The sequence below is a fragment of the Vibrio sp. Y2-5 genome, from assembly GCF_014596725.1.
In the GTDB taxonomy this organism is placed as follows: Bacteria; Pseudomonadota; Gammaproteobacteria; order Enterobacterales; family Vibrionaceae; genus Vibrio.
Genome location: NZ_JACVEG010000002.1, coordinates 864,440 through 889,704 on the forward strand (window position 1 = coordinate 864,440; position 25,265 = coordinate 889,704).

Below are 25,265 nucleotides of genomic sequence, written 5' to 3' on the forward strand. Positions count from 1 at the left end.
AGAAAGCGGGGCTTTTTTATATTCTGATTCCAATTTTTATTATTTAAGCTACTAACTTCATCTTTACACCTGCAGCTAGCGTTAACTCTTCTATTATTAAAGAGTCTTTAGTCATGAGTAGGTACCTTAACTATGAACAAATTTAGTGTCGGATTATTAGTGTGCGCGGGTGTTCTGTCTCTTAATAGTTTTGCAAGCGAGGAGACGGACACTCGACCGATGAGAATGATGCCTTCCTTCGAGAGTGTGGATACCGATGGCGATGGCGTAATCAGTATGTCAGAGCTCGATACATATCGTTCAAGTATGCCCATGCCAATGAATCAAGCGAATAATTCAAACTCAAACGCAAAACAGATGAACAGAAGAGACTCAGTGAGTGCTTTTGCCTCATTCGATAAAAACAAAGACGGAGTTATTACCCAAGAAGAATTTGCTGCGCACAGTCGTTATTCAAACCCAGGCAATGGTACGGGCGACATGAAGATGTATAAGGAAGAAAAGACAAACCGTAACAAGTCTAAAAATGAAAAAGGCGGTGGTAACAGCAACGGAAAAGGGAATAAAAATAATTAGGTAAGAAAAATCCCCTGATCTCGGTAGATCAGGGGATAGAAAACTAAGTGCAAAATTAAGCGAGAGCTTTTTGAATCGCCTTAGATAGGATTTCGTGATCTGGAGTCATGTCCGGTGCGAAATGCCCAATGACTTCACCATCTTTGCTTACTAGGAACTTTTCAAAGTTCCATAAAATATCGCCTTCTTTTGCTTCGATACCGTACCCTTTAAGTTTTTCTACAAAACCGCTTTCAGGCGCGGTTGTACGTTCTGGTTGAGCAGAAAATAGCTGTTGGTATAGAGGGTGGCGACCTTCGCCATTAACTTCGATTTTGCTAAACAGAGGAAAAGTTACGCCAAAACGCATGCTACAAAATGACTGGATGTCTGCTTCTTGCCCCGGTTCTTGTGCACCAAATTGGTTACATGGGAAGCCAAGAATCTCTAGGCCATTTTCTTTTTCAGCTTGGTAAAGCTTCTCTAAACCTTCGTATTGAGGTGTTAAACCACATTCAGAAGCCGTGTTAACGATTAGCAGAGTTTTACCTTTAAAGTCAGCCAGTTTCTGTTGTTTACCTTCAATTGTCACTACATCAATATCATAAATAGAGCTCATTATTCTGTCCTTGTATTCCGGTTGAAGTACTTTTAGTTTCTTATTTTCTCAATGAAGTTTTAGCGGCAATAGCCGAGACTTCAAGTCTGATTAACGTTCACAACATCAAGGTATCGCACAATTATATTGTGAGCAATGATAAATTGGGAAAGTAGGGCTAGCCGAATGTGTCTTATATTAGGTTTTAATAAAATAAAACTTGTTCTTGGACAAAGCTTTGTCAGTTCATTTGCTCGATTATCCTAACATTATGTGTCAAATAATAATGCTCTGCGTGAGTCACAGAATACTAATTAATTACCCGCTATAGTGGTTTGTAAGGAAGCAATCTACAGCCCAGGTATACGCTAGCAATTCCATTCAACATTTCTACTTAAACAGTACCCTCAGGAGGTATCTATGTCCCAAAAAAATGATAGACATATCAGTAATTTGACTAAAGATACTTATGCTTTGATATTGGCAGGAGGCCGTGGGAGTCGTCTTTATGAATTGACTGATTCTCGAGCAAAACCTGCTGTTTATTTTGGTGGTAAGTTTCGTATTATTGATTTTCCTTTATCAAACTGTTTCAACTCAGGCATTCACCGTGTAGGTATAGCAACACAATATAAATCGCATTCGTTAATCCGCCACATTAGCCGTGGTTGGGGAAGCTTTAGAGCTCATGAATTCGTCGAAATTTTGCCAGCTTCGCAACGAACAGGTGATGATTGGTATGCCGGTACAGCGGATGCGGTATATCAAAATATTGATATCATTCGTTCACATAAACCTAAATACATTCTAATTCTGTCGGGTGATCATGTATATCGTATGGACTACGGTACTCTGCTAGCGGAGCATGTGGCAAACAATGCCGATATGACTGTCTGTTGTCTAGAGGTCGACACGGAAGAAGCGGCCGGTTCTTTCGGGGTTTTGACCGTAGATGATAAAAATAAAATCGTCGCTTTTGATGAAAAGCCACCTCAACCTAATGAAATCCCGAATAAGCCCGGTAAGTGTCTAGCTTCAATGGGTAATTATCTGTTCAATGTTGATTTTCTTTTCAATCAGCTATTAAAAGATGTGGATGTCGAAGACTCCACCCATGATTTTGGCCACGATATCATTCCTTCAATCATCAACGAGAGCAATGTTTTTGCCTATTCATTCAAAGACCCAGACAGTGAGAACCAGCCGTATTGGCGCGATGTGGGTACATTAGACTCATTTTGGGAAGCCAATATGGAGCTTGTTACTCCTACACCGCAACTTGATCTTTATGATAAAGATTGGCCGATTTGGACTTATCAAGTGCAGCTTCCACCAGCTAAATTTATTTTTGATAACGATGAACGACGTGGCATGGCCGTAGATTCAACGGTATCTGGAGGGTGCATTATTTCCGGTTCTACTATTAGAAAGTCGCTGTTGTATTCAAATGTCCATGCCCACTCATACAGTCTTATTGAAGAGTCAGTATTGTTGCCTGGCAGTGATGTTGGTGAACACGCGAAACTGAAACGAGTTATACTTGATACTTATTGTTGTGTCCCAGCAGGTATGAGTATTGGCTATGATAAGAAACAGGATGAAGCCAATGGTTTTCGTGTTACCGATAAAGGAGTGACTTTGGTAACCAAAGCTATGCTGGATAAGCTCGTTAAATAAACGTACCGAATAACCTACATTAGGAACTAAGGATTCGCTTGCCGAGAAATAAGGCAAGCGAATTCCATTCGCCGGGTATACGATATTGTTAGCTTCAACTTTTACTCATTTACATATGAGGAAGTGAAACACACCTATGCAACATTTGCAGTGGTCAACTAAAATAGCGCCTTAATGCGATTACTTACAACGGTTCGCGCTGCTAAATTGCGATACTTATAGTTGTTGTTGAGTGTGGGGCTGCCGTGCTAAGAAACTCCCAGAAGTATGCATCTGTTAGTCTTTAGTCATTGGACAAGTACTTGCGAACCTATTCATGTGTGTTATTACGGTTTAGAAATCATAATAGAGCACAAATACTTTATTCATAGCTGTACGAATATGGGCTAACTTTATTTCTGCCTGCTTTTTTTGAGTTATACATGGCTTTATCTGCTCTAGCTAATATGCTTTTTATATCTCCATCGTCTTTAATCACTTGAGTAACGCCAATACTGATAGTCAGTTCAATTTCATTGTTGTTAACAATGAAATGTTTTTTTTCCAGAATAATTCGAAGTTTCTCTGCTACAGACATAGCATTATTTAGCTCAGTATCGTAGAGAATAACCGCAAACTCCTCTCCACCAATACGCCCAAAACAATCGGACTCTCGAAGCTCCCCCTTGATTACCTGTACAGCATATTGAATAGCTTCATCTCCACAAGAGTGACCTAGTAAATCGTTGATTCGCTTGAATCGATCTATATCAAGCATGAGAACTGAAAAACTCCTGTTAAAAAGGTGGTATTCCTTGAGAGCCTCAGATAAGGAGTGAGTAAATGATCGCCGATTTGCAATACCTGTTAAATCATCTATCTCAGATAGCTCTTTCAGACGTTGTTCTAGCAAATGGCGTTTAGTCACGTTCTTTGCTATCCATACAACAGTGCGTTCCCCATTTTCTATTAGTGGAAGAGGCTTAATAATACCTTCAAACCAAATCTCCTGCGGAGTAGGAACATGTTCAGGCAAATCTATCATGTCTTGTTTGTCGAACTTATAGATTGCTGTTTGGGTTTTGTTAGTCTTCAAAGCAGCCAAAATATAAGAGTGAAACTCTTTTGCCATTTGAGGTGGTGCGACATCGTACAGTGACAGTCCAATAAAAGGTTTGCAATCAAAACCTGTATCATTGTCATCTCCACCGTATACATCAATATAGATACCAGATTCAGAGAAAATAAACACATGGTCAGGCAATGAATCCAACACCGTGAAATATCGGTCTTTCATTTCCATTTAGTGGCTTCCTTGTATACACCGAGATCTTAGCGTAATAGAACGCGTAGGTATGTCAAATCCACACCGTTAAAAACGGTTCATCGACAATAAATACCTCGAATCAGCTCCAATTGATGAGAATATCAACATAATTATAATGCATAAAACATTTCATGCGAGCACAGCTATCATGCACAGAAATGTCCAACCTACGCTATCAACATTTATTCTATTTAATGAAGCTGATCCTGAGTATTTCTCATAAAGTTCGCAGACTAACTATCGATATCTCTGTACTCTATACTTTGCTAAACTCCGCCCTTTGATGAGCAAGGTCCCTAAAATGATGACTGACGAAGAGAGAATTGAACTGCAACAAAACAATCCACTGCACGGGTTAAAGCTAGAGACTATGTTGCAAGAATTGGTGGATTTTTATGGCTGGGACATTCTATATACAGCCATGCGTTTTAATTGCTTTAATACCAAGCCTTCGATTGCAAGTAGCGTGAAGTATTTAAAGAAAACCGAATGGGCGAGAGAAAAGTTAGAAAACTTTTACCTTTATCGCTTTAAGCGCATGCCACGTGCGAGCGAAGAAGAATTCAATTTACCACCGAGAGCTCGTACTTTCCCCCATGGTCTTGAACCAAAAGAGCCGATGCCGTTAACCGTTGACTCTATTCTCAACTCGCAAGCGAAAGCTGCATCTGAATTTAAAAAGCGCTCACCTCGCGGACGTCCGACACGTCGCTAGTATACTTCCTTGGAAAGTAATAGAGTCCTGCTTGACGCAACCAGCATGGCTCTATTGTTCTTTAAATGGCTCAACGGCAACGAGTAACCCAATTGGTTTATCTTCGCCCAAGAAACTTTCGCAATGAAACTGACTTGTGGTTTACGTTTTCTACTGGTTGCGCGTTTTCTTTTTTTTACCCATACCTGCTGGCTTTGCCCGTGGCTTCATTGGTAAAAAGTATGCTTCACTTTGATCGTCATTCACTTCAAAGCCCTCGACCTGCTCGCGTTCAAGCTGGAACTTATTTTTCTTTTCTATCACTTTAAAATGGTGGTAGTCATCGTAATCGATAAGAGATAGACCCAGACCCACTTCGCCCGCTCGGCCACTACGCCCGATGCGATGCATATAGTCAGCAGGACTACGCGGAAGATCGAAGTTAATCACCACTGGCAGTTTTTCAATATCAAGACCGCGAGCAGCAATATCAGTCGCAATGAGTACTTGAATCTCACCAGACTTAAAACCCTCAAGGACACGAGTACGCGCACCTTGTCCTTTATCACCATGGAAAACTTCCGCAGTGATGCCGCGTTTTGACAGTTTTTGGGCTAAGTGGTTACAGGCATTTTTAGCATTCACAAAGATTAAAGTTTGTCGCCATTGATGCTGTTTGATTAGGTGGGCGAGTACCGCAGTTTTCTCACCTTTATTCACACTAAACACGCGCTGTACCAAGGTGCTAGCTTCTGCACTCTGTAACTGAACTTCAACAGGATCGTTCAGTAAGTGCTGAGCCAAAGCTGTGACTTTATCAGGGAAAGTGGCAGAAAATAGAAGTGTCTGTTTCTTCTCTGGTAGCAAGGCAAGAATCTTATTGAGTTCTTCAGTAAACCCTAAACTCAACATACGGTCGGCCTCATCGAGCACGAGCGTTTTTACTTGATCTAACTTAATCGCGTTGCTCGATACTAGATCAAGTAGTCGTCCCGGCGTTGCAACAATGATGTCACTACCACCACGTAGTGCTAGCATTTGAGTGTTCACTGATACGCCACCAAATACGGCAACCGTTTTGATTTTATCTCTAAGATGATATGAGTAGGATTTAACACTGTATGCTACCTGCGATGCCAACTCACGAGTAGGAACCAAAATCAAATGAGAAACGAAGTTGCCACGACGATCATTTGATTCACCTTGTTGAAGAATTTTCTGCAGTATCGGCAGCGAGAAAGCGGCAGTTTTACCTGAGCCTGTATTGGCCCCGCCTATCATATCCCGCCCGGCAAGAACATCAGGGATTGCATGATATTGAATAGGTGTTGGTTGGTTATATTCTAATGCTTCTAGTCTCTCGACTAAGGTTGGAATCAGGCCAAGATCGGCAAATGTCGCTTGCTGTGTTTTGTCTGTCATTACGAAGAGTGGCTCAGTACAGGTTAAAGGCCGTGTATCTTATGCTATTTAACACGAGGGTGTTAGCGATAATAAACCAACTAGATTATGGCTGTCGCAACAGAACGCTGGTAATCCCTGCCAGAAATAACCTAGCTATTTCTAGTGGCCGATCGCGTAATACCTCTGCGCGGAATCTCCCATTAACACGAGTTGTACAACAAACGACGTCTGACTCACATCATCCACCTACGCAACTGGGGTTTTAATGAAGCATGGAATAATGCATGAACAGATTTCTTTCTATATCAAAATGCTTGTTTTATATACAGGAATCACGATGCTTAGTGACGCACAGGAATATACTACGGCTTGTTTCAGTTAATTTAGAGGAGCCTTAGCATGCGAGGCATTAAGCGTGGCGACGTAAATGAAGAATGGGCACATTCAGGCTATGTTGTAGCGGGAGACTTTATGTATCTTGGTTACTGTGTTGGGAATGTTGGAAAAACTGTAGAAGAGCAAATAAACGGTGCCTTTGATGATATGGAAAGGAAACTTAAAATGGAGGGAATAACGCTTGACCATGTAGTTAAAATAGACGTGCTGTTTAGGGATGTTTGGAATATTCCACTACTTGAGAAAGTAATCAAAGCTCGGTTTAAAAATGGTTACCCCGCAAGAAAAACTATCTCAACAGACTTTGCTCATATAGGTGGAAATAACGGGTTGCATGTGCAAATTGATGGTGTCGCGTATATAGGGAATTGCCTTTGAGAGTGTCCATCTTCGTTTCAGCCAGCTCTGGCTGAAACATTTTTGCCCCAAACAGTGTTACGTCAGTTGTTGAACACTAAAATGGTTTCTATTAGTTTCCCTCAATTTATCTAATAACAACTAATTCCAAGAACAAATTTTTGTCCCAATAGTATCCTTATGTGTCCTTTAAGCCACTTTTGAGCGTCTATCCTATTGCATAAAATGACTCCATTACAGCAAAACACAGCAATACTGGAGCACAATTATGAAAATCACACAAATTCGCAATGCAACACAAGTCATCGATTATGCAGGTAAAACATTCCTTATTGACCCAATGTTAGCGCCAAAAGGCACTTACCCTGGATTTGAAGGAACAGCAAATTCACACTTACGCAATCCAACAGTTGAATTGCCTCTGCCTCTTGAAAGCATCATCAATGTGGACGCTGTTCTTCTAACTCATACTCACCCAGACCACTGGGATGAAACAGCGGTGAATGCGATACCTAAAGATAAATTGATTTTTGTACAGCACGAAGGTGATGAAACTATTCTTCTATCACAAGGTTTTACCAACGTTAAAATCTTCTCTGAAGAGACTGAATATCACGGTATTTCATTTACACGTACAGTCTGCCAGCATGGCTCTGATGCAGCATTCCAACATGATCAAATGGCTGAAATTTTGGGTGAAGTGACAGGCGTGATTTTATCCCATGCCGATGAAGAAAAGTTATATGTGGTTGGTGATACGATTTGGATTCCAAGTGTAGAAGAAACCATGAAAAAAGAACAACCAGGTGTCGTTATTCTCAATACAGGTTGGGCGCATGTACTGGGCTTTGGTCCTATTATTATGGGTAAAGAAGATGTACTCAAAACACACCAAGTGCTACCTAAAGCGAAAATCGTTGCGACTCATATGGGGGCGGTTAACCATGTATTGGTGACTACTCAAGAAATGCGCGAATACGCAGCTGCAAATATGATTAGCGATTTTGTGTTTGTTCCAGAAGATGGTGAAACAGTAACACTTTAGTTTGATGTTAGGAGTATGCTGGTAATGACATCTGAGACAAATATTGAGCTAGTGAAGTCTTTCTATAGGGCTATAGAGGACAATGATTATGATGCAGTAGCTTCAATGTGCCATGAGCAATTCACTTTCTACTCACAAGTAGATACACCATTAGATATCAACGGTTTCCTTACTCAGGAAAAGGGAAATATGGACGGTTTTCCTGGCTTTGTTTTCCGTATACATGACATCTTCGCTCATGATGATAAAGTAGCTTGTTATATGATATTTGAAGGCGTTCATTCGGCACCTATGCATAATTTGAAGCCAACAGGGAACAAGGTTCGATTTTCATTGATGATGCAGCTAAAGATTAAAGACGGCAAAATCATCGAAAAACGAGCGCACTTCAATGAGGTTGATATTATGAAGCAACTACAGAGTTAGAGTTGATAACGGCACAGAGTGATTCATTGACATTGCTCTGTGCATTTTACTTTGGAAACGAACTATGTATCTCAATGAAAACCATAAAATTCCTTCCGTTGCTGTTGTTGTTTTCAATCGCTTTAGCCCGTTTCATATTTCTGTCCCTAGCATTGTGTTTGGAAGAGATACCCTTAATGAAGCTTTTTTCGAGCTTAAATTTGTCGCTGGAGAGGAAGGACCGATTTTATCTGATATCGGTATGGAAATTCATACCGAGGCGCAGCTTGATTTCCTAGAGTATTGCGACATCATCGTTGTACCTTATTGGAGAACAATTGACGAGCGCCCTAATGAAAAGTTGCTCAATGCTCTTTGTCGTGCTCATGCCCGAGGCGCATTGGTTGTCGGTTTATGTCTTGGTGGTTATGTTCTCGCTTATGCTGGCTTATTAGCGGGGAAACGAGCTGCGACACATTGGGAATTAGAACAGGATTTTAGTCAACGCTTTCCAGAAGTTTCGCTCGATACGAATGCCTTATATGTTGAAGATAGCGGGGTGATAACCTCAGCAGGTACTGCCGCAGGTATCGATTGCTGTCTGTATGTTTTCCGAAAATACTACAGCAGTACGATTGCGAACCGAGTAGCAAGAAGAATGGTTGTGCCTCCATACAGAGATGGTGGGCAAGCTCAGTTTATCGATCAACCTATACCTGTGACGACATCTGATTCACGTATCAATGCATTAATGGACAATATCAGGCGTGATATCAATCAAAAATATTCACTGGATGAGCTAGCAGATTCAGTGATGATGTCCCGCCGAACTTTTACGAGAAAATTTAATAGAGCTACAGGTATGTCATTTGGAGAATGGCTGACGGCTGAGCGACTAAACTTGGCTCAGGATCTACTTGAATCTACAGATTTGTCTATTGAACAGATTGTTGCAAAAACAGGGTTTAGCTCAGTTCTCATTTTCAGAGATAAATTTAAAGAGCGTTATGAGGTAACCCCTAACCGATGGAGGAAAACGTTCCACCAACAGCCTTAGAAAAATATTCAGCGTTCCAACTAAGGTTTGCCATACATTTCCTCATGTCAATTCCGATTATTAGGGAGGTTAGCGTAGCTCATTAATGTCCAAAGGTGTGCTGACGGGGTGTGAAACACGAGAGTGTCCCATAGTGTGCCAGCTTAAGATATGGTACACATTTATTTTGTCATCATTTGATCTATTTTTCTAACAACTAAATATTTAGTCAGCTTTGTGTTGGATGTTATATCGATACTGTCTTTATTTTGAATTTATTGTTTTGTTTTTAATCAAATAAAACAATTTGACAAGTGATTGCACTCGGAAATTTTCTTTGCATTTATATGGAATGTATCTGGATAAAAGATACTGTTAGGTTAAACGGAAGCTTAACAAGGTATGAATATTTTTCTGATTATTGCTGGTATTTTAAGTGCGTTAATTGCCATTCTCCATTTAGGCTGTATTTACTATGGCGCGTAACGGTATCGTTTTTTTGGTGCAGGAGAGTAAATGGCAATACTTTCTGAACAGGTGAGTATATAACCAACTCTGACAACAGCTGGGATTGCATTGGTTCTTTCAATTTGGTCAATGTATGCGTTTTCTGCTGTTGGGATTATTTTCAAACTCCCATTAATTCAATTAGCTCTCATACTAATAACGTTAATCTATTTTCTCCGTAGGATAGTGGGTCTTATTTTATAAGCTCATCTATGGAACGTTCACCAGAATTTTTGGTTTGGAGTTCAGTGATTTGTTTATCTTTTGGTATAGTGCAACTAATAGAGTTAAGGGATCAATGATCTAATTGTGAGGCAAGTTTAACTTAACAAAGCCAGAAATCAGCCTAAAGTCATAAGTTACTGATTTGGCGATTTATATTTACAAAACTAGAAAAATTAAGTGATTCACTTCACGATTTATATTTTAAGATTGGGCAAGAAAATATTTTTTGTACTATCATAATTGCTGAAAACATATTTACTCGTATACCAGGCGTGTTACTGATACGCAGGCAAGACCTGGATTGAGCAGTTTAATTTTAGACTGCTCAATCCAGGTTTTTTTTTGCTTAAAATAAAGGAAAGATGATGAACTACGCGAATGTAACTAAGTCCATCTTGGAGTATGTGGGCGGTAAAGAAAACATATCGAATGCTTTACATTGTTCAACTAGACTCCGTTTGGAGCTTAAAAACTCTGCTGATGCAGACTTGGAAAAAATAAAGGCTATTCCGGGCGTTATGGGTGCAGTATATAGTGCCGGTCAGTGTCAGATTATTATCGGAAACGATGTTGGTATTGTTTTTAAGAAACTCTTATCTTTTATTGGTGGTGAGATTGAAAGTTCAGAAAGTGAACCGAGAAAAATAGATCTTTCATTCAAAGGTTTATTTGATAGATTCGCGGCAATGGTTACAGGTATCTTTCAGCCAATTATTCCAGCAATTGCTGCTTCAGGTATGTTAAAAGCATTACTGCTACTCTCTGTATCTCTAGGTTTAACAAGCAAGACAAGTCAATTTTACTTAGTAATGAGCTTTATTGCTGATGCTGCATTCTATTTTCTTCCTTTACTTCTTGCTTATTCTTGTTCTCAAAAATTTAAAACAAACCCGTTCGTTTCTGTAGCATTAGCGGGTGTATTAATTCACCCTAAATTAATTGCATTGATGGGTACCGGAACGCCGATAGATTTTCTTGGCTTCAACATTCCTTCTGTCTCGTACGCATCTTCCGTACTCCCAATAATATTCTCAATATGGTTGATGTCGTACATTGAACCGCTTGCTGATAAAGCGTCTCCGGGTGCTGTAAAAATATTCATGAAACCATTGCTAGTTCTAGTAATTGTCGCTCCAGTTGCTTTAATTATATTAGGGCCAATTGGCAACTATATGGGACAAGGTTTATCTAGCGGAGTGTTCTGGGTACAAGGTAAAGTAGGTTGGTTAGCAGTAGCACTATTATCCATTTTTATGCCACTGATCGTTATGTTTGGTATGCATAAAGTGTTCTACCCAATCATTTTTGCTGCGATGGCATCACCTGGTTATGAAAGCCTTATTCATAGTGCAATGCTATCCTCAAATATGGCGCAAGGTGCCGGAGCACTAGCTGTATGGTTCTTAACCAAAGATGCTCAACTAAAACAGAATGCTCTTCCATCTGGTATTTCTGCATTATTCGGTATCACAGAGCCAGCATTGTATGGTGTCCATTTGAAACTTAAACGTTCACTATTTGGTTGTATGATTGGAGCTGGTTGTGCTGGGGTATATGCTGGCATTGTTACATTAAAAGCTTATGCACCAGTTGGACCTGGATTAGCGTCTTTACCTATGTGGATTGGAGAAGGTAACAACTTTTACCATGCTTTAGTGACGTTAGCTATCTCAGTCGTTGTTACACCAATTGCAGTATACTTTATTGGTGTAGACAGCCCTAAAGAAAGTACTGATAGTTTATAAATTTTATTCTGGAATAATTAATATGAAGCCAAGTGATTACATCCCTGAAATTATGTCTTGCATCGGAGGAGTAAATAACATTTCTGGGGTGAATCACTGCTCTACAAGACTAAGGTTCGAAATACAAGACCTAGAACTAGTTAATGTAGAAAAACTAAATGATATTCCCATTGTTATTGATGCTTTTTACAGAGCAGGACAAGTACAACTAATAATGGGAGAAAACGTGAGCATTTTATATGGCGAGTTACTGAGAAAGTACAGCTCTCTAAGGCCCGATAAAACCAAAATGAAAATTGATAAAAATATATTTTCAACAGGCATTGTAAATGTTTTTTTCTCAACACTGGTCGGGATATTTCAGCCAATAGTCCCTGCAATAATTGGTGCAGGGATAATAAAAGCAGCTTTGTTACTTTTTGTGAAGTTCAATATATTGAACAATTCTGATGATTCGTATAAGCTTTTGTTGTTGATATCTGAGTCAATATATTATTTTATACCAATACTACTTGCACTATCATGCTCATACAAATTCAATACCAATTCTTTCTTAGCGATTTCTATCGCTGGTGTTTTAGTTCACCCAGAACTTATAAAAATGATTTTAAGTTCTAATGGGATAAATATTTATGGTATAGCTATACCTCCCATAAAATATACATCATCGATTATACCAATAATATTAACCGTGTGGGTGATGTCATATACAGAACGATTCTTAGATAGATTGATACCTAATGTTTTTTCAATCTTCCTAAAGCCATCATTGATTTTAGTTATAACTATTCCAATATCATTGATTATTTTAGGGCCAATAGGGAATTGGATGGGAGACATGTTGTCACATTTAACCATTTATGTTCAAAGCGAATTGGGATGGTTTTCGAATGTACTTCTTGCGGCTTGTTTACCGTTTTTTGTCATGTTCGGGGCGCACAAAATCTTTTATCCGATTGTCATAACAGCTATGACAAAAACAGGATTTGAGACTTTGGTGCTGTCGTCTATGCTAGCTTCCAATATTGCTCAAGGTGCTGGTGCATTGACGGTTTGGATTTTAACTCCTAAAAAGTCGATTAAAAAGCTAGCGTTGCCCGCTGGTATTGCAGCTCTATTTGGCATCACAGAGGCTGCTTTATATGGCGTACATTTAAAAATCAAACAAACTTTTTTTTGTTGCATTATAGGAGCATCAGTCGCTGGGTTATTTGCCGGAATATTTCAATTGAAAGCATATGCCAACTTAGCTCCAGGACTTCTTACCCTACCGATGTTTATTGACAATAGTTTTAACTTTCAATATGCATTGGTTGTCATTGCAATTTCTGCTTGCATAACGTCTATGTCCATATATATATGGAATATAAAAACAAAATTTTTGGATTATTCAATTAGTTCTAGTCAAGAGAATAAATTGACCACGGATTCCGAGCATAAAATAAAACCGGTAGAAAAGAATAAACTAGTGGATAGAATCGTTGTATTTTCTCCTATGAGCGGTGAATTGTGTTCTTTAGATGAAATTAAAGATGACAGTTTAAAGGAAAAATGTATTGATAAGGGAGTAGCTATATATCCATCTCAAAATAAAATTCGAGCACCATTTGATGGAATAATAACTTCCAAATCAGAGAATGACCAATCTATATATATAACTTCTACGGAAGGAGTCGAATTGCTTATATCATTAGGAGTTAACTCATCAGAGTTTGAAAAAGGGTTATTCTTTTCTCGTGTAAACATAGGTGATTACGTAGAAGTAGGAGATATAATTGTTGAGTTTGATATTGAAAAATGTAAAGAATGTGATATGGACACCTTAAGTATTGTTACTGTAATAAATTATTCTGAATACTTTGAAATAATTAAAAATTCAGAAAGTAACAATGTCAACCCAAGTAAGCCATTACTTGCACTCTTATAATTTACATGGTGAATTTTTTATGAAAGTTATAAAGGTTTTAAATACAAGTATTGTTCTTGCTAAAAGAAATGACAGAAGAGAAGTTATTGTCTTTGGGAAAGGCATTGGATTTAAAAGTAAACCTGGTGATGTTATAAATAAAGATGACATAGAAAAAACATATATTTTGGAAAGTGAACAGGTATCTTCAGATGTTGTCAATCTATTGAGAGACATTCCTGGCGAGTACTTATCCTTAGTCGATGAAATTGTTGAGCATTCTAAATCGATACTAAATGTTTCTTTATATGAACATATTTATGTTTCGTTGATTGATCACTTATACTTCGCAGTAAAACGAGTAAATAACAACATGCCGATATCTAATCGAATGCACTGGGAAATAAAGAAATTATATCCGATAGAATATGATTTGGGTAGATATGCCCTAACTTTGGTTAAAAAGCATTTAAAAGTCGACTTTCCAGAGGACGAAGCATCAAACATTGCATTTCATTTAATTAATGCACAGCAGATAGACCAAAACTCAAATCAGGTAATGTTATTGACGAGTATTGTTAAAAATATATTAAACATTGTAAAAATAACATTTGATGTAGAGTTTGATACGGATTCAGTAAATTATTCTAGATTTGTTAACCATCTGCAATTTCTCGCTCAGAGACTGATTAATGATAAGATGTTAAATAGTGATGATGATGAGTTTTTAATGAGTGCAATACAAAAATATAATGATGAATACCAATGTTCGTTAAGTATTAGTGATTATATTAAGACCAGGTTTGAGCGCTCTATTCCTAATGAAGAATTATTGTATTTGATTATTCATATAAATAGAGTCATTGTAAGAGACAAGTAAGGAGTTAAAATGTCTGAAGTTATGAGAGATTTTCCAGAGGGATTTCTATGGGGTGGTGCTATTGCAGCAAATCAGGTAGAAGGCGCTTGGAACGTTGATGGTAAAGGTATATCGACTGCAGATGTTGCCATGTATAAAAATAACCTCTCTAAGGGAGACTATAAAAAACATAATACTGTTGACGAGTCGCAAATTGAAACGGCGATGAAGTCCACATCTACAGCGGAATATCCTAAACGTAGAGGTATCGACTTTTATCATAGATATGAGGAAGACATACTTTTATTTAGTCAACTTGGTTTAAAAGCACTTAGATTTTCAATAGCATGGACTCGTATCTTTCCAAATGGTGACGAAACACATCCTAATGAGGCTGGTTTACGATATTACGATCATATAATTGACGAACTAATAAAGCATGGTATTCAGCCTGTAGTAACTCTTTCACATTATGAAATGCCGATGTATCTGGTAAACGAATATGGTGGTTGGACTTCAAGAAAAGTAATAGATTTTTTCGAAAACTTATGTCTAACACTATTTAATCGATACAAAGATAAGGTTAAGCATTGGATTACATTTAATGAGATCGATAGTATTGTTCGTCATCCATTCAGTAGTGGAGGAATTGTACCTCATCGCTTTGAAAATGTAGAACAGGCTGTTTATGACGGATTGCACCATCAATTTTTAGCTAGTGCCTTAGCTGTTAAACACTGTAAAAATATAATACCAGACGCTCAGATAGGATGTATGCTGACAAGCTTATTAACTTATCCACATACTTGTAATCCAGAAGATGTATTAGCGGCCCATTGGAATAATCAATTTAATTATTTTTTCACTGATGTACAGGTAAGAGGCTCCTATCCAAAATATATCCATCGATACTTTAGAGAAAAAGGTATTTCAATAAAGATGGTAGAAGGAGATGAAGAGTTATTACGTAATAATACTGTGGATTTTATTTCTTTTAGTTACTATAACTCTTTTGTAACTAGTGCCGATAGTGAAGGTTTGGAAACTGTCAGTGGTAATACTATGGGGGGAATAAAGAACCCATATTTGCCAGTATCTGAATGGGGATGGCAAATTGACCCAATTGGTTTGCGAATCGCACTTAACAATTTGTATTCGAGATATCAGAAACCACTGTTTATTGTTGAAAATGGACTAGGTGCATATGATAAGGTTGAAGAAGATGGTTCGATTATCGATGATTATCGAATCAAATATCTAGAAGCTCATATTGAGCAAATGCATGAAGCTATTTTAGATGGTGTTGAATTAATTGGATATACACTATGGGGTGTAATTGATTTAATAAGTTACTCATCTTCAGAAATGGAGAAGAGATACGGGTTAATTTATGTAGACCAAGATAATGATGGTAATGGAACTTTGAGTAGAAAAATTAAAAAAAGTTTCTCATGGTATAAAAGTGTTATTGAGCAGAATCGCCTGTAGCCAAACAACACCAGCGAGTAGATAGAGATTCCCCAACGAATATCTATCTACTACCGTTCGGTTGTTTAGAAATGCTAGCTACATAGTCTAATCGTCCACTATCATATATATGGCTTATGCACCCTGAATTACCCCCAATATTCTTGAAAGCAGCCTCAGATTGAGGCTGCTTTCAAATAACTGAGTTTCTTTAAAGTCCAACGTCCTTCACGATTGTCAATCGATACTATCGCATTACATGCTAAAAGAGACCTTCAGGTCTCATTTTCTATCAAAGTAAAAACAAGATATCTTTTATTGAAAGGACATCTTGGGGTTGTAAATTAAAGGTTTGTCATTCCTAAGATAATTAAAAAAGTTACTAAATAAGGAAGCTACTGACACGTTTCAGCCCCATTCGTTGCTAACCTAAAATTTGGGACAATCTTCTTTTGGCATTAATTGGCCTACTTTTACTAATCCTTTAATTCTGTGGCTTAATATGTTTTATATTACAATTAAAGCCAACTGTGACTGAGGACTTATGATGAAAGATGTTCTTATTATCGTACCTGAAGGTGGGATGTTGTTTGAAGCAGCGGGAGTGGTGGATATTTTACAGCGAGCTAATCACTTTGTTGTTTCTGAAAATTTAGAGCCTCATTACTCTATTACAGTAGCAACTACACAAAAGCACCATGTAATCCACGGACAGTCAAATCTTAAGCTACTAGCTGATAAGCGTCTTTGCGACCTGAAACCTGAATATAAGAGGCATTCTGTTATTGTGACTGGCAGGGGGCTTTCGACGGAAGAAAATACAGAAGTAGCTGAATGGATAAGTCTGTCTAAACCTTATAACAATAGAATTGTATCCATATGTGGTGGTGCTCTTATACTTGCTGAAGCGGGCATTCTTGACGGACTAATTGCAACAACTCACTGGCGGTTAGTACATGAATTACAGTCTCGTTTCCCTAGTGTAAAAGTTGAGAACGCTCCTATCTTTGTACAAGACCAAAATATATGGACATCTGCTGGGGTTAGTGCGGGGTTTGATTTAACACTTGCTCTAGTTGAAGAAGATCTTGGGTTTGAAATAGCTCGAGATATTGCTCAAGATTTGGTGATGTTTTTACGACGTCCGGGAAATCAATCACAGTTTAGTCGCTCGCTTATTAGCCAAGCTCCGAAATCAAGTCGAATTAATAACATTCATCATTGGATACTTAACAATTTGGCTGGGGATCTTTCTATTAGCGCTTTGTCTGACAGATTTTCCATGAGTCCGCGTAATTTTACTCGAGTATTTACAAAGGAGTCAGGTTTGTCACCAGCAAAATATGTGGAAGAAGCAAGGTTGGAGGATGCGAGGCGGCGTTTGGAGCAATCCTCTTTAACACTTAAACAAGTGGCTCATGAAGCTGGATTTGGGTCTACTACAAATTTGCGCCGTGTCTTTGAAAGGCATCTAGAGGTTACTCCGGAAGAATACCGTAATCGATTCTCTTCACGATATTTGTCCTAAATTGTCGTATATGTGTCCTTTTGGTCTGTTGCTTCAATTTCTATATTGTACATGTAAAAACTGAATTGCAGATTATAAGAAGAAGGTTGTTGGTATGGACATAAAGCCATTTAACATTGCTATCCCTCAAACGCAGTTAGACGATTTATACAAGCGTTTAGAAGCGACACGTTGGCCAGTTTTGCCTAAGAATAATAATTGGGAACGTGGAACTCATTCGGATTACTTACAATCTTTGGTTCGATATTGGCTCGATGATTTTGACTGGCGGAAACAAGAAGCAGATCTAAACCAGTTTTCTCATTATCAGAGTGAGGTCAAAGGAGAAAAATTACACTTTATTTATCAGAAAGGTAAAGGGAAATCACCGACGCCACTAATTTTAACGCATGGATGGCCTGATTCGTTTTATCGCTACCATAAAATCATACCAATGCTGACAGATCCTGAACAATTCGGCGGTAGTACTGATGACTCTTTTGACGTCATCATCCCATCCATTCCTGGCTTTGGATTTTCCGAACCTTCAAGTCTTACTGGGTTGAATAATTCCCAAGTCGCGGAATTGTGGCACGAGTTGATGACGCAAAATTTAGGATATAAAACATACATGGCAGGAGGTGGTGATATTGGCTCAGGAGTCTCTCGTTACCTTGCTGCAAAATACCCAAATAGTCTTATTGGTTTGCATCTTACAGATGTTGGTATTATTAGGGACCTGTTATCTACCCAAGACTCTCATTGTTCTGATGAAGAATTAAACTATAAAAAATCAGCTATGAATTGGTTGAATCAGGAAGGTGGCTATATGTCACTTCAAGCAACTAAACCTTCAACTTTGGCTTTTGGTTTAAACGATTCACCAGTAGGACTAGCATCATGGATAATAGAAAAATTCAGAAGCTGGAGCGATTGTGGTGGTGAGCTAGATAAGCGTTACAGCAAAGATGAGTTGCTTACAAATATCATGATTTATTGGTTTACAGGAACAATAGGATCATCAATAAATATGTACTATGAAAATATGCACGGTTTACCATCGCTAGATGGTTTTAATGTCCCTTGTGCAATAGCCAGGTTTGGTGCCGATATTTTATTGCCCCCTAAGGTATGGACTGAACAAAAATACAATGTGGTTCAATGGAGTGATATAGCTAAAGGCGGTCATTTCACTGCAATGGAAGAACCTCTATTATTTGTTGAAGATATAAGGAGCATCGCTCGTATCTTAAGACAATAATGTTCATATCAACGCGTCAGTTAGGAAGTCTTTCTTTGGATGATACGGATTTGCCCCTTTTCAAGTTAGCGATATCGTTAATGAACGCCTTGTTATTATAGATTTGCCCTACAAAAAGTCATGCTATCAGCATGACTAAAAACTATGGATAGCTTACCAAAACCCCTCCCTCAATATTACTAACCTATTGATTTTCATTTGAAGTAGTAATTAAAAGACGAAATAATAACAGCGCAACAGGTAACTTTTTACCGTATGAGTGTAGTTATAACGGAATAAAAACATGGAGAAAAAATGAATAAGGGACAGCTAGCTAAAGAAATTTACAATATCTCGAACATTAGAGGTGAGTTTTTACTTCGATCTGGTGTCAAAGCGACAGAATATTTTGATAAATACCTATTTGAAGCAAACCCTAGATTATTACGCTCGATTGCGCAGTATTTGGCGGAGTTACTTCCGGATAGTTTTGATCAGCTAGCAGGTTTGGAAATGGGAGGAATTCCAATCGCTACAGCTATTTCATTGGCAACAGATACTCAGGTGTTATTTGTCCGGAAAGAAGCCAAAGCATATGGCACTTGTAAGTTGGCAGAAGGTGGTGAGATCAAAGGTAAAGAACTTGTAATTATCGAAGATGTTGTAACTTCTGGTGGTGCAATTATTGATGCAGTTAAAGAGCTTCGAGAGCGTGGAGCAATAGTGAATACTGTGTTGTGTGTAATTGATAGAGAGGGCCCTAGTAGGACCAATTTGGAAGCTTTAGGTTTAAAATTTTGCCCTTTATTTACTAAGTCGGAACTAGAGCAAGCAGCCAAGTTATAATCGTTCAAGATTTCAAAATTTTTGCTATTGCTGAGTCAGAACAATTTGTTCTGGCTCGTCTTTACCCCATTCCTTCTCAGCACGAAAGTCTATTCACAATCTGTGATTGTACGTTTTGTCCACTTCCCCTAAACTGAGACAGATTTAGTTGGAGTTTTCTGCAATCTAATACCCATAACATCTCATTAAGCTATTGATTTTTAATTGAACTGTGATTGGAAAACTGCATGGCAAGAGTATTAAATGCGACTAAAAGCCGTATAGAAAGCGTTATGCGTTTAGGGAGAAAAATGGAAATTTCTTTATTAGCGGAACATCCGCACTGTGTACCAGAAATTGCTCAATGGTACTTTACTGAATGGGCTTCTAAATCTCCTAGCGGAACTCTCGAAAAAGTATTAGCTGACGTAAAAGCCAAGTCAGAGAATAGAGAAAAACTGCCACTTTCTTATATCGGATTACAAAATAAAGTTTTATCCGGTGTAGTGGAGCTGAAATTTAGAGAGCACAAAAAATATCCGGAATATGAGCATTGGCTGGGCGGTGTATATGTCAAATCAGATTTTCGTAAGCAGGGAGTAGCAAAGGCATTAATAGTAAAAGCGTTGTCTCATGCTGACAGTTTGGGTATTTCTGAGTTGTATCTACAAACGGAAGAAAAGAATGTTTCATTATACGCTCAGTTTGGTTTCAAGGAGCTTCATAATGCAGAGCCAGGTACTATGATTATGGTGCGGTTAAAAAACGCATAACGTTTAAGGTTTCAAGATACTTTTTCTTATCGGAAATGAAGCCACTAAGTGATTTGATCTAAGAAGCTTTTGTCCAAAATCGTTTCACAACATAACAAAAGGCGAACCACTCGGTTCGCCTTTACTATTGATAACTCAGTTAGTCACAATCTTAATTACGATCATAAACTTTTATTAATGGTCATCAATTACTCATAGCTATCAATGCTCGGGCATGAACAAATAAGGTTACGGTCGCCATATACGTTGTCTACTCGGTTTACTGTTGGCCAGTATTTCGAGTCTTTTGTTTGCTTACTTGGGAAACAAGCGATTTCACGTGAATATGGGTGTTCCCACTCTGTGCTTGATAGGTCAACTTGAGTATGAGGAGCGTTAACCAATGGGTTGTTTTCCAGTGGCCAAACACCGCTATGCACTTGATTGATCTCTTCACGAATTGCGATCATTGCGTCACAGAAACGGTCTAGTTCCGCTAAATCTTCCGATTCAGTTGGTTCTACCATTAGCGTGCCAGCGACAGGGAAGGACATAGTTGGTGCATGGAATCCGTAATCCATTAAACGTTTAGCAATGTCTTCTTCGCTGATGCCTGTCTCTTCTTTTAATGGGCGAATGTCTATAATACATTCGTGCGCTACGCGACCATTTTTACCACGGTATAACACAGGGTAGTGTGGGCGTAGACGTTCCATAACGTAGTTAGCATTTAGAATCGCTACTTTTGTAGCGTCGGTTAAGCCTTCTGTTCCCATCATTGCAATGTATGCCCATGAAATAGGAAGAATAGAAGCACTGCCGATATCGGCTGCTGCAACCGCATAATCCGTCCCTTCAACACCATCTTCGATGTGACCAGGAAGGAATGGAGCTAAGTGAGACTTAACGCCAATAGGTCCCATACCTGGGCCGCCGCCGCCGTGTGGAATACAGAACGTCTTGTGCAGGTTCAGGTGAGAAACGTCTGAGCCAATGAAGCCCGGTGAAGTTAAACCAACCTGAGCGTTCATGTTAGCGCCGTCGAGATAAACCTGACCGCCTGCAGCATGTACCATGTCACAAACTTCACGTACTTGCTCTTCATAAACACCGTGCGTAGAAGGATAGGTAATCATGATGCTTGATAGATTGTCTTTGTTTTTTTCAATCTTATCCGCAAGGTCGCCCAAATCGATATTTCCGTTCTCATCACATTTAACTACAACCACTTTCAATGAAACCATTGAAGCTGTTGCTGGGTTAGTACCGTGTGCTGAGCTTGGGATTAAACATACGTTACGATGACCATCACCACGGCTTTGGTGGTAACGTTGAATCGCAAGTAGGCCAGCATATTCACCTGAAGCACCTGAGTTAGGTTGAAGAGAAAACGCATCGTAACCTGTAATCTCACATAACTTCTCTTTCAGATCATTTGCAAGAGCGGTGTAACCAGCAGCCTGTGTTTTTGGCGCAAACGGGTGTAGTGCTCCGAACTCAGGCCATGTAACTGGAATCATCTCTGCAGCCGCATTCAGTTTCATGGTACAGCTGCCTAGTGGAATCATGCCGTGAGTTAGTGAGAAGTCTTTGTTTTCAAGCTTCTTCAGGTAACGCATCATCTGAGTTTCACTACGGTGTGTGTTAAACACTGGGTGAGTCAGATAGTTAGATTCGCGACGGCAATTCTCAGGAATTGCAGCGAATTCGTTGCTTGCTATAGCGTTTGAAAGTGTAGCGATATCTTCTTTTACGTCGAAGATCGCAAATAGAGCTTCGATATCCGCTAGCGTTGTTGTTTCATCAAAACTGATACCAAGCTGATTTGGAAGCTTGCGTAAGTTGATATCTGCTTGCTGTGCTTTTAGGTAAACAGCATCAGTATTGTTGCCAGTATTGATTGTAATAGTGTCGAAGAAGCTGTTGTGTGCAAGCTCGTAGCCTGATTTAGTTAAACCGGCCGCTAGTATTGCTGTTAAATGATGAGTACGACGAGCAATCTTCAACAAACCTTCTGCACCATGGTAAACCGCGTAGAAAGAGGCCATGTTTGCAAGTAGAGCCTGAGCGGTACAGATATTCGATGTCGCTTTTTCGCGTCGAATATGCTGTTCGCGAGTCTGCATTGCCATTCGAAGCGCTTGGTTGCCTTTACTATCAATCGATACACCGATAACACGGCCCGGCATAGTTCGTTTATAAGCTTCGCGAGTTGCCATAAACGCGGCGTGTGGACCACCGTAACCCATAGGTACGCCAAAACGTTGAGCAGAACCGATCACTACGTCTGCGCCCATTTCACCTGCTGGTTTTAGTAGGGTGCTCGCCAAAAGATCTGTCGCTACTGTTACTAACGTTTTGTTTACGTGTGCTTTTTCGATGATATCGGTTAAATCGCGAACTTCACCAGTAGTGTTAGGGTATTGAACAAGTGCACCGAAAACATCTTGCTCAGAGAGGCAATCGATTGCGCCGATAATAACTTCAAAACCAAAGAACTCTGCACGAGTCTTCACCACTTCGATAGTTTGTGGATGAACATCGTCTGCTACGAAGAAACGGTTGCTCTTACTCTTACCTGCACGTTGGCACAGAGTCATAGCTTCGGCAGCCGCTGTCGCTTCATCAAGTAGTGATGCGTTAGCGATGTCCATACCCGTAAGATCCATTACCATTTGTTGGTAGTTCAACAGAGACTCTAAACGACCTTGAGAGATTTCTGGTTGGTATGGTGTGTAAGCGGTGTACCAGCCCGGGTTTTCAAGCACATTACGCAGTATTACGTTTGGCGTGAAAGTGTTGTAGTAACCCTGACCAATGAATGTTCTTTTGACTTGGTTTTGCTCGGCGAAAACACGCATCGCTGCGAGCATGTCAGCTTCACTTTTTGCTGGAGCAAGATTAAGCGGAGATTCTAGGCGAATGTTTTCCGGAACGGTATCTGCGATAAGTGCGTTTAAGCTCTCAGCTTTAATGGTGGCAAGCATTTTTGCTTGATCGTTGTGATTCGGACCATTGTGTCGAGCAACAAATTCATTTTGCGTACTTAGGCTATGAAGTAATTCAGTCATTTTCCCTTTACCTTCTAAACCACGAGACAACTCGCTTGCGTGGCTTTGAAAAAAAGCTGCCCCGAGTGGACAGCTTTCCTGTTGTATAAATTAGTCTTCTTCGATTGAGCTCAGATACTCTTCGGCATCTTTAAGATCGTCTAGCTCTGCAGGATCGGACATTTTTACTTTCACAATCCAGCCGCCTTCATAAGGCTCTTCGTTGATAAGCTCAGGGCTATCTTGTAGCTCTTCATTAACTTCAACGACCACACCAGATACTGGTGCATAGATATCAGAAGCCGCTTTTACAGATTCAACAAGTGAAAAGCTGTCTCCAGCATCAATTTCTGTATCTGTTTCTGGTAGTTCAACGAAAACCACATCGCCCAGCATTTCTTGAGCGTGCTCAGAAATACCGATAGTTACAGTGCCATCACCGTTGTCACGAACCCATTCATGGCTTTCTGTAAACTTCAGTGTATTGTCCATTGCTAATTCTCCAAAAAAGTATCCAAACTGTACTACCAATTGAATGGGGTTTTGAGTATTAACGTTCCATTCAATCTTCAAGCATTATCAAACGATTTGTTGTCGACAGACTTTTTAGATAGACCTTATCAACAACGATTTCAAATTCTAAACAGCTTAAACCTATTTATACTTGATGATGTATGAATTCCACATCAAAAGTAATGATAGGCATCTCTGGCGCAAAAAGAGATGATTTATTTGTTAGTGTTTCGCTTCAAAGGTTTTGAGTGGCTTTGCTCATTATTTGTAATTATTTGTTGAGCGAAAATGTTAAATCTAGCCGGCTCAGCGATACCACCATTATTGGTGTAGCTAACAAGCCAGTAACATACTCTTTGGTGTGACAACAATCAATGAAAAATTTCCTATAGGAAACCTTGGTGGCGTTTTTGTTAGCCAAAGCACGCTTTATTTCCCGATGTGCTCTTTAATGGATCAATAGCTTTGTGCCACAATGATTTTCAAATACAGGAATACTATTCATTAGAGGGAAAGTATGTCAGAAGACATTTATGATGAGTACCCATCAATGATACTTGCCAAAGAAGCAAGTGAACAAAATATTGAACCTTTACAACTTGGGCAGAGAATAAAAGATATTCGAACAAAGTTAGGGATCACTTTAGAAGAAGCGAGTAACCGAACGGGGTTGGCTCGTTCGACTTTAAGTAAAATAGAGAACGAACAGATTTCGCCAACCTTTCAGGCGATGCAAAAATTGGCGTATGGCCTTCAGATTGATATGCCTCAACTCTTTGAGCCACCTAAGAAAATACTGGCAACTGGGCGTAGGGATATTACGAAAAATAGTGCTGGGAAACCGCATCCAACACAAACCTATGAGCATGAATTGTTAGCCACTCAGCTATCAAATAAGAAAATGATGCCGTTTAAAAGCCGAGTTCGAGCTCGTACTTTTGAAGAGTACAGTGACTGGGTTCGCCATGATGGAGAGGAGTTTCTTCTTATTCTAGAAGGTGTGGTTATGTTCTATAGCGAGTTCTATGAGCCTGTTCGCCTAGAAGAGGGAGATAGCGTTTACTATGACGCCACGATGGGACATATGTTGGTTTCATTAAGTGAAGATGATGCTCATATTCTCTGGGTAACGGCAAAATAGACTTAAGAACGCAAAGTTTCCTATAGTGAAGGCAAACGTTTGCATTTTGTTTTGA

Annotated in this window: 21 protein-coding genes; 16 read left to right on the plus strand and 5 right to left on the minus strand. The window is 39.2% G+C overall.

Annotated elements, in window-relative coordinates:
• Nucleotides 1-132 precede the first annotated feature (132 nt).
• Nucleotides 133-576, plus strand: coding sequence for an EF-hand domain-containing protein (locus HUO09_RS09040; RefSeq protein ID WP_188233733.1), 444 nt, complete (start codon nt 133-135; stop codon nt 574-576).
• A 55-nt stretch (nt 577-631) separates the two neighbouring features.
• Here HUO09_RS09040 and HUO09_RS09045 read toward each other — a convergent pair whose 3' ends face one another.
• Entirely contained in the window at nt 632-1,174 is a 543-nt protein-coding gene (locus HUO09_RS09045) for a glutathione peroxidase (protein WP_167411402.1), read from the minus strand.
• Nucleotides 1,175-1,573: 399 nt separating this feature from the next.
• Here HUO09_RS09045 and glgC point away from each other — a divergent pair, with 399 nt between their 5' ends.
• Nucleotides 1,574-2,830 carry a glucose-1-phosphate adenylyltransferase gene (gene glgC, locus HUO09_RS09050; protein WP_167411403.1) on the plus strand — a complete coding sequence of 419 codons (1,257 nt, stop codon included), beginning with the start codon at nt 1,574-1,576 and terminating at the stop codon, nt 2,828-2,830.
• Between the two features lie 361 nt (nt 2,831-3,191).
• Here glgC and HUO09_RS09055 read toward each other — a convergent pair whose 3' ends face one another.
• Complete coding sequence (locus HUO09_RS09055) at nt 3,192-4,112, minus strand: sensor domain-containing diguanylate cyclase (protein ID WP_188233734.1); 921 nt, start codon at nt 4,110-4,112, stop codon at nt 3,192-3,194.
• Between the two features lie 325 nt (nt 4,113-4,437).
• Here HUO09_RS09055 and HUO09_RS09060 point away from each other — a divergent pair, with 325 nt between their 5' ends.
• Nucleotides 4,438-4,851: a VF530 family DNA-binding protein gene (locus HUO09_RS09060; RefSeq protein WP_188233735.1), complete on the plus strand. Its 414-nt coding sequence runs from the start codon at nt 4,438-4,440 to the stop codon at nt 4,849-4,851.
• A gap of 150 nt (nt 4,852-5,001) precedes the next feature.
• Here HUO09_RS09060 and HUO09_RS09065 read toward each other — a convergent pair whose 3' ends face one another.
• Nucleotides 5,002-6,252 carry a DEAD/DEAH box helicase gene (locus HUO09_RS09065; protein ID WP_188233736.1) on the minus strand — a complete coding sequence of 417 codons (1,251 nt, stop codon included), beginning with the start codon at nt 6,250-6,252 and terminating at the stop codon, nt 5,002-5,004.
• A 381-nt stretch (nt 6,253-6,633) separates the two neighbouring features.
• Between HUO09_RS09065 and HUO09_RS09070 the strand changes: the two genes are divergently transcribed.
• From HUO09_RS09070 to HUO09_RS09125, 12 genes are all read left to right on the plus strand, one after another.
• Nucleotides 6,634-7,008 (plus strand): RidA family protein, encoded by a 375-nt coding sequence (locus HUO09_RS09070; protein ID WP_167411407.1) that lies wholly within the window; start codon nt 6,634-6,636, stop codon nt 7,006-7,008.
• 247 nt (nt 7,009-7,255) lie between these two features.
• On the plus strand, nt 7,256-8,032 hold the full coding sequence (locus HUO09_RS09075) for an MBL fold metallo-hydrolase (RefSeq protein WP_188233737.1): 777 nt from the start codon (nt 7,256-7,258) through the stop codon (nt 8,030-8,032).
• Between the two features lie 24 nt (nt 8,033-8,056).
• Nucleotides 8,057-8,458, plus strand: coding sequence for an ester cyclase (locus HUO09_RS09080; protein ID WP_188233738.1), 402 nt, complete (start codon nt 8,057-8,059; stop codon nt 8,456-8,458).
• 64 nt (nt 8,459-8,522) lie between these two features.
• Nucleotides 8,523-9,494: a GlxA family transcriptional regulator gene (locus tag HUO09_RS09085; protein WP_047009328.1), complete on the plus strand. Its 972-nt coding sequence runs from the start codon at nt 8,523-8,525 to the stop codon at nt 9,492-9,494.
• A gap of 1,076 nt (nt 9,495-10,570) precedes the next feature.
• Nucleotides 10,571-11,950: a PTS transporter subunit EIIC gene (locus HUO09_RS09090; RefSeq protein WP_188233793.1), complete on the plus strand. Its 1,380-nt coding sequence runs from the start codon at nt 10,571-10,573 to the stop codon at nt 11,948-11,950.
• Nucleotides 11,951-11,972: 22 nt separating this feature from the next.
• The gene (locus HUO09_RS09095; protein ID WP_188233739.1) at nt 11,973-13,877 is read left to right on the plus strand and encodes a PTS transporter subunit EIIC; all 1,905 of its coding nucleotides are present in this window, start codon (nt 11,973-11,975) and stop codon (nt 13,875-13,877) included.
• 19 nt (nt 13,878-13,896) lie between these two features.
• Nucleotides 13,897-14,736, plus strand: coding sequence for a BglG family transcription antiterminator LicT (licT, locus tag HUO09_RS09100; protein ID WP_188233740.1), 840 nt, complete (start codon nt 13,897-13,899; stop codon nt 14,734-14,736).
• A gap of 9 nt (nt 14,737-14,745) precedes the next feature.
• Nucleotides 14,746-16,203: a glycoside hydrolase family 1 protein gene (locus tag HUO09_RS09105; RefSeq protein WP_167411412.1), complete on the plus strand. Its 1,458-nt coding sequence runs from the start codon at nt 14,746-14,748 to the stop codon at nt 16,201-16,203.
• Between the two features lie 523 nt (nt 16,204-16,726).
• On the plus strand, nt 16,727-17,710 hold the full coding sequence (locus HUO09_RS09110) for a GlxA family transcriptional regulator (RefSeq protein ID WP_223159352.1): 984 nt from the start codon (nt 16,727-16,729) through the stop codon (nt 17,708-17,710).
• Nucleotides 17,711-17,804: 94 nt separating this feature from the next.
• Nucleotides 17,805-18,950, plus strand: a complete 1,146-nt coding sequence (locus HUO09_RS09115) for an epoxide hydrolase family protein (RefSeq protein ID WP_188233741.1) — start codon at nt 17,805-17,807, stop codon at nt 18,948-18,950.
• Between the two features lie 294 nt (nt 18,951-19,244).
• Nucleotides 19,245-19,775 carry an orotate phosphoribosyltransferase gene (pyrE, locus tag HUO09_RS09120; protein ID WP_188233742.1) on the plus strand — a complete coding sequence of 177 codons (531 nt, stop codon included), beginning with the start codon at nt 19,245-19,247 and terminating at the stop codon, nt 19,773-19,775.
• 227 nt (nt 19,776-20,002) lie between these two features.
• Entirely contained in the window at nt 20,003-20,527 is a 525-nt protein-coding gene (locus HUO09_RS09125; protein WP_223159353.1) for a GNAT family N-acetyltransferase, read from the plus strand.
• A gap of 188 nt (nt 20,528-20,715) precedes the next feature.
• Here the strand turns inward: HUO09_RS09125 and gcvP are convergent, their stop codons facing one another.
• Both gcvP and gcvH read right to left on the minus strand, forming a co-directional pair.
• Nucleotides 20,716-23,577: an aminomethyl-transferring glycine dehydrogenase gene (gene gcvP / locus HUO09_RS09130; RefSeq protein ID WP_188233743.1), complete on the minus strand. Its 2,862-nt coding sequence runs from the start codon at nt 23,575-23,577 to the stop codon at nt 20,716-20,718.
• Between the two features lie 90 nt (nt 23,578-23,667).
• A complete protein-coding gene (gene gcvH, locus HUO09_RS09135) occupies nt 23,668-24,048 on the minus strand; it encodes a glycine cleavage system protein GcvH (protein ID WP_042487376.1) in 381 nt (126 codons plus the stop codon).
• Nucleotides 24,049-24,586: 538 nt separating this feature from the next.
• Between gcvH and HUO09_RS09140 the strand changes: the two genes are divergently transcribed.
• Nucleotides 24,587-25,210 carry a helix-turn-helix domain-containing protein gene (locus HUO09_RS09140; RefSeq protein WP_167411417.1) on the plus strand — a complete coding sequence of 208 codons (624 nt, stop codon included), beginning with the start codon at nt 24,587-24,589 and terminating at the stop codon, nt 25,208-25,210.
• The last annotated feature ends 55 nt before the right edge of the window (nt 25,211-25,265 follow it).